The organism is Streptomyces palmae, from assembly GCF_004684805.1.
GTDB lineage: Bacteria > Actinomycetota > Actinomycetes > Streptomycetales > Streptomycetaceae > Streptomyces > Streptomyces palmae.
On record NZ_SRID01000360.1, the window covers coordinates 1 to 7,054 of the forward strand.

At 67.2% G+C, this 7,054-nt stretch carries 4 protein-coding genes; all 4 read right to left on the bottom strand.

All coding sequences use genetic code 11. The features are described 5' to 3' along the window. The coding region (locus E4099_RS26600; RefSeq protein ID WP_135341668.1) for a ketosynthase chain-length factor at nucleotides 1-1,116 on the bottom strand (1,116 nt) is incomplete at its 3' end. Beyond that, nucleotides 1,113-2,369 carry a beta-ketoacyl-[acyl-carrier-protein] synthase family protein gene (locus E4099_RS26605; RefSeq protein ID WP_135341669.1) on the bottom strand — a complete coding sequence of 419 codons (1,257 nt, stop codon included), beginning with the start codon at nucleotides 2,367-2,369 and terminating at the stop codon, nucleotides 1,113-1,115. The genes E4099_RS26600 and E4099_RS26605, both read right to left, overlap by 4 nt. A gap of 35 nt (nucleotides 2,370-2,404) precedes the next feature. Continuing rightward, nucleotides 2,405-2,734: a TcmI family type II polyketide cyclase gene (locus E4099_RS26610; RefSeq protein WP_135341670.1), complete on the bottom strand. Its 330-nt coding sequence runs from the start codon at nucleotides 2,732-2,734 to the stop codon at nucleotides 2,405-2,407. A 2,614-nt stretch (nucleotides 2,735-5,348) separates the two neighbouring features. Next, the gene (locus E4099_RS26620; RefSeq protein ID WP_245245191.1) at nucleotides 5,349-6,065 is read right to left on the bottom strand and encodes a response regulator transcription factor; all 717 of its coding nucleotides are present in this window, start codon (nucleotides 6,063-6,065) and stop codon (nucleotides 5,349-5,351) included. Nucleotides 6,066-7,054 lie beyond the last annotated feature (989 nt).

Consider the following 7,054-nt stretch of genomic DNA (forward strand, 5'->3'; position numbering starts at 1 on the left):
GACCTCCCGTTCCGCCCTGGGGGCCCCTCGACCACCCTGGGCGGTGGGCGGGATCACGCCGTCCCTGATCGAGAGCAGGGCCGCGGCCACGTCCAGCGAGGCGGCGCCGGACAGCAGGCGCCCGGTCATCGTCTTGGGTGCGGTCACCGCCACCTTGTGGGGGCCGAAGACCTCGGTGAGCGCGTCCGCCTCGGCCCGGTCCAGTTCCGGGATCGCGGCGGCGTCCGCGAAGACCGCGTCGACCTGGTCGGGGAGGGTGCCGGCGTCGGCGAGCGCGAGCCGTATCGCCCGGGTCAGGCCCGGTGGGCGGCCGGTGGCGGATCGGGCGTCGAAGGTGGCCGCGTATCCGGCGATCTCCCCGTACACGTGTGCTCCCCGCTCCCGTGCCGCCGCCGCGTCCTCCAAGATCAGCAGGGCGCCGCCCTCCCCTGGCACGTGGCCGGCCGCCTGGGCGTCGAAGGGCAGATAGGCGCGGGTGGGGTCGGGGCAGGTGCTCAGGCGCTGTGAGGCGAGTTGGGCGACATGCCCCCAGGGGCAGATCGAGCCGTCGACGCCGCCGGAGACGATCAGCTTGCTGCCCTTGCGGATCTGGCGGCGGCCCTGCCCCAGGGCGTCCAGGCCCCCGGCCTGATCGCAGACCACGACTCCGCTGGGGCCGCGCATGCCGTGGCGGATCGAGATCTGGCCGGTGTTGACGGCGTAGAACCAGGCAAAGGACTGGTAGGCGCTGACGTACTGGCCGCCCTTGCTCCACAGCGCCTGGAGTTCACGCTGGCCGAACTCGAAACCGCCCGCCGAACTCGCGGTGACCACACCCATCGCGAAGGGGTCCCACTGCGCGGGGAGCACGCCCGCGTCGGCGAGCGCCCAGTCGGCGGTGACCAGCGCCAGCCGCGTCATGTGGTCGGTCTGCGCCAGCAGCCGGCCCGGCAGATGGTCCTCGGCCCGGAAACCGGGGACCTCGCCGGCCAGACGGGCCGGATAGCCCGAGGCATCGAACCGGGCGATCTCCCCGATGCCGCTGAGACCCTTGCGGGTGGCGGCCCAAAAATCGTCCACGCCCAGCCCGTTGGGGGCGGCAACCCCCAGGCCGGTGACGACGACCGGGGCGCTCATGCCGCCCTCCGCAACACCATCGCGCTTTGGAACCCGCCGAATCCACTGCCCACACTCAGCACCGTGTCGACGCGCTGCTCACGCGCGTGCACCGGCACATAGTCCAAGTCGCACTCGGGATCCGGCTCATGCAGGTTCGCCGTGGGCGGCACCACATTGTTCTCGATCGCGAGGACCGAGGCGGCGATCTCCAACGAACCGATCGCACCGAGTGAATGCCCCACCATCGACTTGATGGAACTGACCGGAGCACGGTAGGCGTGCGCGCCCAGACTGGCCTTGAACGCGGCCGTCTCGTGTCGGTCGTTCTGCTTGGTACCCGAACCGTGGGCGTTGATGTAGTCGACGTCCTCGGGATTGACCCGCGCCTCGCCCATCGCCCACCGGATCGCCTCGGCCATCTCCAGGCCATCGGGCCGCAACCCCGTCATATGGAAGGCGTTGCAGCGCGTCGCGAAACCCGCGATCTCGGCATGGACACAGGCACCGCGCCGCATCGCCCGCTCGCGCTCCTCAAGGACGAACATGGCCGCGCCCTCCCCCAGCACGAAGCCGTTACGGGTCCGATCGAAGGGCCTCGACGCATGCGCGGGATCGTCATTGCGCGGAGTGGTCGCCTTGATCGCATCGAAACACGCCACCGTGATCGGCGAGATGGGAGCGGCGGCCGCACCGGCGAACATGACATCGGCGCTGCCCTCACGGATCAACTCCGTGGCATAACCCACCGAGTCCAGACCCGACGTACAGCCGGTGGACACCACGGCCACCGGACCTTCCGCGCCGACCTTCCACGCCACTTCGCTCGCAAACGAACTGGGCACGAAGTAGTCGTACAGATGCGGCACCGCATAGCGGTGATCGACCAACTCCAGACGGCCGCCGTCACTGACGACCCCGTACTCACGATCCAGGGCCATGGTCGCCCCCACACCGCTGCCCACCGTCACCCCGGTGCGATGAGGATCCACATCCCCCATGGCCAGACCACTGTCGGCCCACGCCTCCGCGGTGGTCACCACCGCGAACTGAGCCGCCCGGTCCATACGCCGGACCTCCTGCGGGCTCAACCCGTGCGCCTGCGGATCGAAATCGACCTCGGCGGCCACCCGCGAACGAAACGGCGACGCATCGAAAGACGTGATGGTACGGGTCGCGGTCCTGCCACAACTGAGCAGATCCCAAAAACCCTTCGTCCCGACACCGCCAGGTGCCACCACACCGATACCGGTGATCACTACTCGACGTCCCATCCGAACGACACCCCCTTCCCCCTGGAGAAAACACGTCACGAAGACGGGGCCCAGTGATAGAAGCGCTGGGCCATCGCATCCGCCGGCGAACGCCAAGTCGCCGGATCATACGCCTGGATGAACGGCTTGAGGTCATCACTGACCTTCACGAACAACGGATGCGCCCTGGCCTCCTCGATCACCTCCCCACCCTGATCGGAATCGAAGTCCTGAAGATGGAAGTACAGGCCCCGATACGCAAAAAGCTGCCGCCGCCGGGTCCCCATGAGATGCGGCATCTCCGTACCGTCGAACTCACCGAAAATCCCGGCGACCTCACCACTGGACCGCGCATCCATCCGCGCCACGATCAACGTACTGTGCATGAACTCTCCCCCAGACCGAAGAAGGAACGACGAACCACGGACAGGCAACCGAAAGAGAAACCTCCCCATCCATCGAAGAAAACCCCCCGAAGGAAACCCTCCCGAAGGGAAACCTCCCCATCCATTTCCGAACCCCGAACACCAGGCCCCGGACACCGGGCCTCGGGCTGCGGACCCCGGGTTACGGATTTCGGGCCCCGGAGTCCGGGTTTCGGACCCCGAGGTCCGGGCCTTGTGGCGCTATCGGCAACACGGGTCGATGGACAAGGGAAATCCGGTGGTGAGAATTCCACAAAACCACCGCGCCGCGCGCCGACAGTTCACCGGATCCTTGCCCATAGCTTCTTCGGTCCCCACCCGAAAAACAACGCGCACACATGCAGAACCATGTCAGAAATTCTTCAAGACAATGCGACGGACCATCAGATTCCCCACCCCACGACAACGGACGCCCACATTCCCCCACCACGGCGGCAGACGCTCAGGAACCCGCACCGTGACAACGGATGCCCACATTCCCGCACTACAGCGGGAGACGCTCACTTTCCCTCACCACGGCGCATGCACCCGGGTTCCCGCACAACCGCAACGGACGTTCACATTCCCCACCACGACAGCAGAATGTCCAGGTTCCGCACCACGGCGCGGCGGGCGAAGCACGCATGCACATCGGACTCGGCACAGTAGGTCCGCCCGGCCCGGCTCCGCCGGCGCCAACGCTGCTCTCTGGTCGCTGGTCACCGATCGCTGGTAGACCGCGCCGGTAGACGGGGACTGCGACCGGGCAACCTCACCGGCCCTCATCCAACGCTCCCCCACCCCCGCCCCGCAGACCACGGCGCAACTCGGCCCACCAGCAAACCGGCCACGAGTGCCGCAGGATGGCCGGCCAGCCAGATGGCATGTCCCACCAGCAAACCGGCCAACGCGTCGGCCGTCCGCATCGGGGCAGGCACACCGCACTCGGTGACGACCAAACCGTTCCACGAGCCGAGCGTGGTCGTGATCTCCGCCCGCACATCAGCCGCCGCGGCGTCGAACGGAAGACCCGAGGCGACGACTACGGCGTCGAGGTGACCGGCTACCCGGCGGGCTGGTCGGTCGTCGCCGCCCGGACCGCGATCACCGCCGCCATCGGTTCCGGACACCGTGCGGCTGGAACCAGGCGACGACCTGCTGGGCGATACACGGGGCTTCGTAGCCGGCATCCATCACCACCAGCATCTCTGCATCGCCCTCTTCCGCTGCCTGGCGGCGATCAATGGCCGACTATGTCGCGGAATTGGGCGGTGTAGCAGTTGTCTGGCCGATCTGCCCATGCGGGTCCCCGGTCGGCTCCACTCGGAGCGGGTGATGCGCCGCCCGACCCTGCCAAGGTTCTAGACCCGACCGGCGGCCGACCGCCCAAACGCGGCGGCGAGTTCGCCTTCGACGGCCCCGCCACCTTGGGTGCCGAGCAGGCGTTCAGGCTCCCGCGCCACGGCGGCGGGCGAAGCATGCGTGCACATCGGACTCGGCATAGTAGGTCCGACCGGCCCGGCTCCGCCGGCGCCAACGCTGCTCGCTGGCCAGACGGTAGACCGTGCCGGTAGACGTGGACCACAAACGAGCGACCTCACCGGCCGTCAACCAGCGCTCCCCCACCGCCTCCTCACCCCCGCCCCGCAGAACACGGCGCAGCTCGGTCCACCGCCCACCCGGCCACGAGTGCGCGGAGTCGGCGTCACACTCGATGCCAGGACCCGCACCGCCGCCGTGCACCACTGAGACCAGGCGTCCCGTGCAGCCGGGCGCGACACAGTTCCCGACACTGACCCGGCGCGGTCTCTCACCGCGCGCGACCCGGTAGGCGGCCCGCTCCAGGCGGGCGACCTCACGCGTGGCGTCCCCGGCCGCAGGATGGCCGGCCAGACAGGTGGCGTGCCCCACCAGCAGACCGGCCAACGCGTCGGCCGTCCGCTTCGGGGCAGGCACACCGCACTCGGCAGCGACCAGACCGCACCACGAACCGAGCGTCGCCATGATCTCCGCCCGCACATCAGCCGCCGCGGCGTTGAACGGAAGACCCGAAGGCACCGGCCCACCCGTCGTCCGCTCCCGCCCGCCACTGACAGGACCGGAACTGAGAACCTCCCCCAGCTCCGCGTAGAGACCAGGCAGCCGCCCAAGCCGTAAAACGAACAGACGCAAACACCCCACACACAAACACGAACGCGGCGCGGCAAGCCGTGCGGGCCCTGCGGTCCTCTTCCGACAGTCCACCCCCTCACACCGCACGCGGATACCAGCCGACGTGATCCCCGGCTCGTTCACTCGACTCATTTCGAATCCCCCCGTGAGTTTTCGACAAAGAACTACATTGAGTACCATCCTGACAGCCAGAAAAGGGAGTACCTCCCTTCACATGCCTTCCCGGCTTGGGCGATGAGCGAGTGGCAACCAGGCCTGCGTGAAAGCACGGGCCCGGGTGGCAGAATCAGAATCCTCAGGCGAGAGAACGGATTCCCTCCATGGTGGGGTGGAGTTCCTCGGTGCCAGGACAAGATTCGCCCAGGTGGAAAGAGCGGGTTCTCCGGTGACGGGAACGGGAGCCCTCGGTGAGGGCATGGGGATTTCAGGCCTGCCCGATACGGAATCCCACCCCGTGCACCGTGACAATCCAATCACGAGACCCCAATTTCGTACGCAGACTACTCACATGCGTGTCCACCGTACGCCGCGACCACGAGTCCGCCCACACCTCCCGCATAAGCTGCTCCCGGGTGACAACCATCTCCGGCCGAGAAGCCAACACATACAACAGGTCGAACTCCTTACGAGTCACCGCAATGGCACGGCCACCCAAACGAACCTCCCGCAGTGCCGCATCGATACGCAACGCCCCGATCGACAAAACCCGACGCACCGTACGAGGTCGCACCCGACGCATCACCGCCTCGATACGAGCCAGCAACTCCCTGATGCCACAAGGCTTCACCAGATAGTCATCCGCACCCGCTTGCAACCCCAGCACTACATCCAACTCACCACCACGAGCAGTAAGCGCGATAACCGCAGTCGGACCGGAACCAGCCAACTGCCGGCACACCTGAAGACCATCGACATCAGGTAAATCAATATCCAAGAGCACGACATCCACATCACGCTCACCACACGTCTCCAACGCGGCAAAGCCCTCACCCGCACGTTCAACGTGGTAACCATGCCGCCGCAAAGCCTCCGCCAACGGCTGAGCATCCTCCACTCGGGCATCGACAATCAACACACGCCAAGCCGAACGCGGCACCACAGCAGTACGGCCCCGGTCCTCGCGCACCTCGCCACGCAGCACGGAGCGTGGATCGTACAACTCGGCTGACACCCGACGCATGACTCACCTCCAGACGACCGGCTACCAAGGACACCTACAGTTCCGACCAACACAGGAAACGAAACACCAACACCCGGTTGCGGCAGTACGCGTAGTAGATCCCGACAAGAGCCGTCCCGCAGACGAGGGAACCGCAAAGAACGGTCACCGGGATGGGACACCGACACCGACAGCCCAGACCGTCCAGACCGCCAGCCCCACCGAACGAGAACAGGCCCCCTGGCACAGCCACCCCGCAACGCTGCCGCAGCAACCCCCAGGCCTGCACCACCAACCGACACCGGCCAACCCCGCCGGCACCGAGTACGACAGCTCCATCAACTAGCCGCGGACACCAGCCACACCGACGAAGGAAAGCCATCGACACCGGCACCAAGACAACGGACCAGCCGCCCCGGCACGCCACACCGAAGTTCACCCCCGACTCCGGCTCCACCCCCGGCCACGGCTCTAGCCCCGGCTCCGGCTCCGGCTCCGGCTCCGGCTCCACAGCGTCACGGCAGCATGGTGACGCAGCCACCAGCCCCGGCAAGTGACCGGACCGCACCCGGCACGGCACGCACGCGCATCCAGCACGGCCGCCTGGCGCCGCCTGGAGACCGCAGCCTCCGACTCGACGCTCACGGCCGACATCCCGCGGCCCGCCAGCTCGCGAGCGAGGGCCACCCCCACAGGCCCCCGTCCAAGCTCGCCACCCGCGGGTGGAAACCATGCCTCATCCCAGACCTCCCCCAGTCATGGAACAACACACGAGCGAGAAAGGCGGAAAGACCCAGCGCACGAAGACTCAGCGGCTTCCCCGTCCAGACCAACCCACCCTGCACACACAGGAGTTGAGCCGTCCAGCACGCTCTCTCGTACGAACGACCAGAAATATACCCGCCACCCGAAACAAGACAACAGCCACGGACACCCCACACCCACAAACGCCCAAACCCACAACACCACCC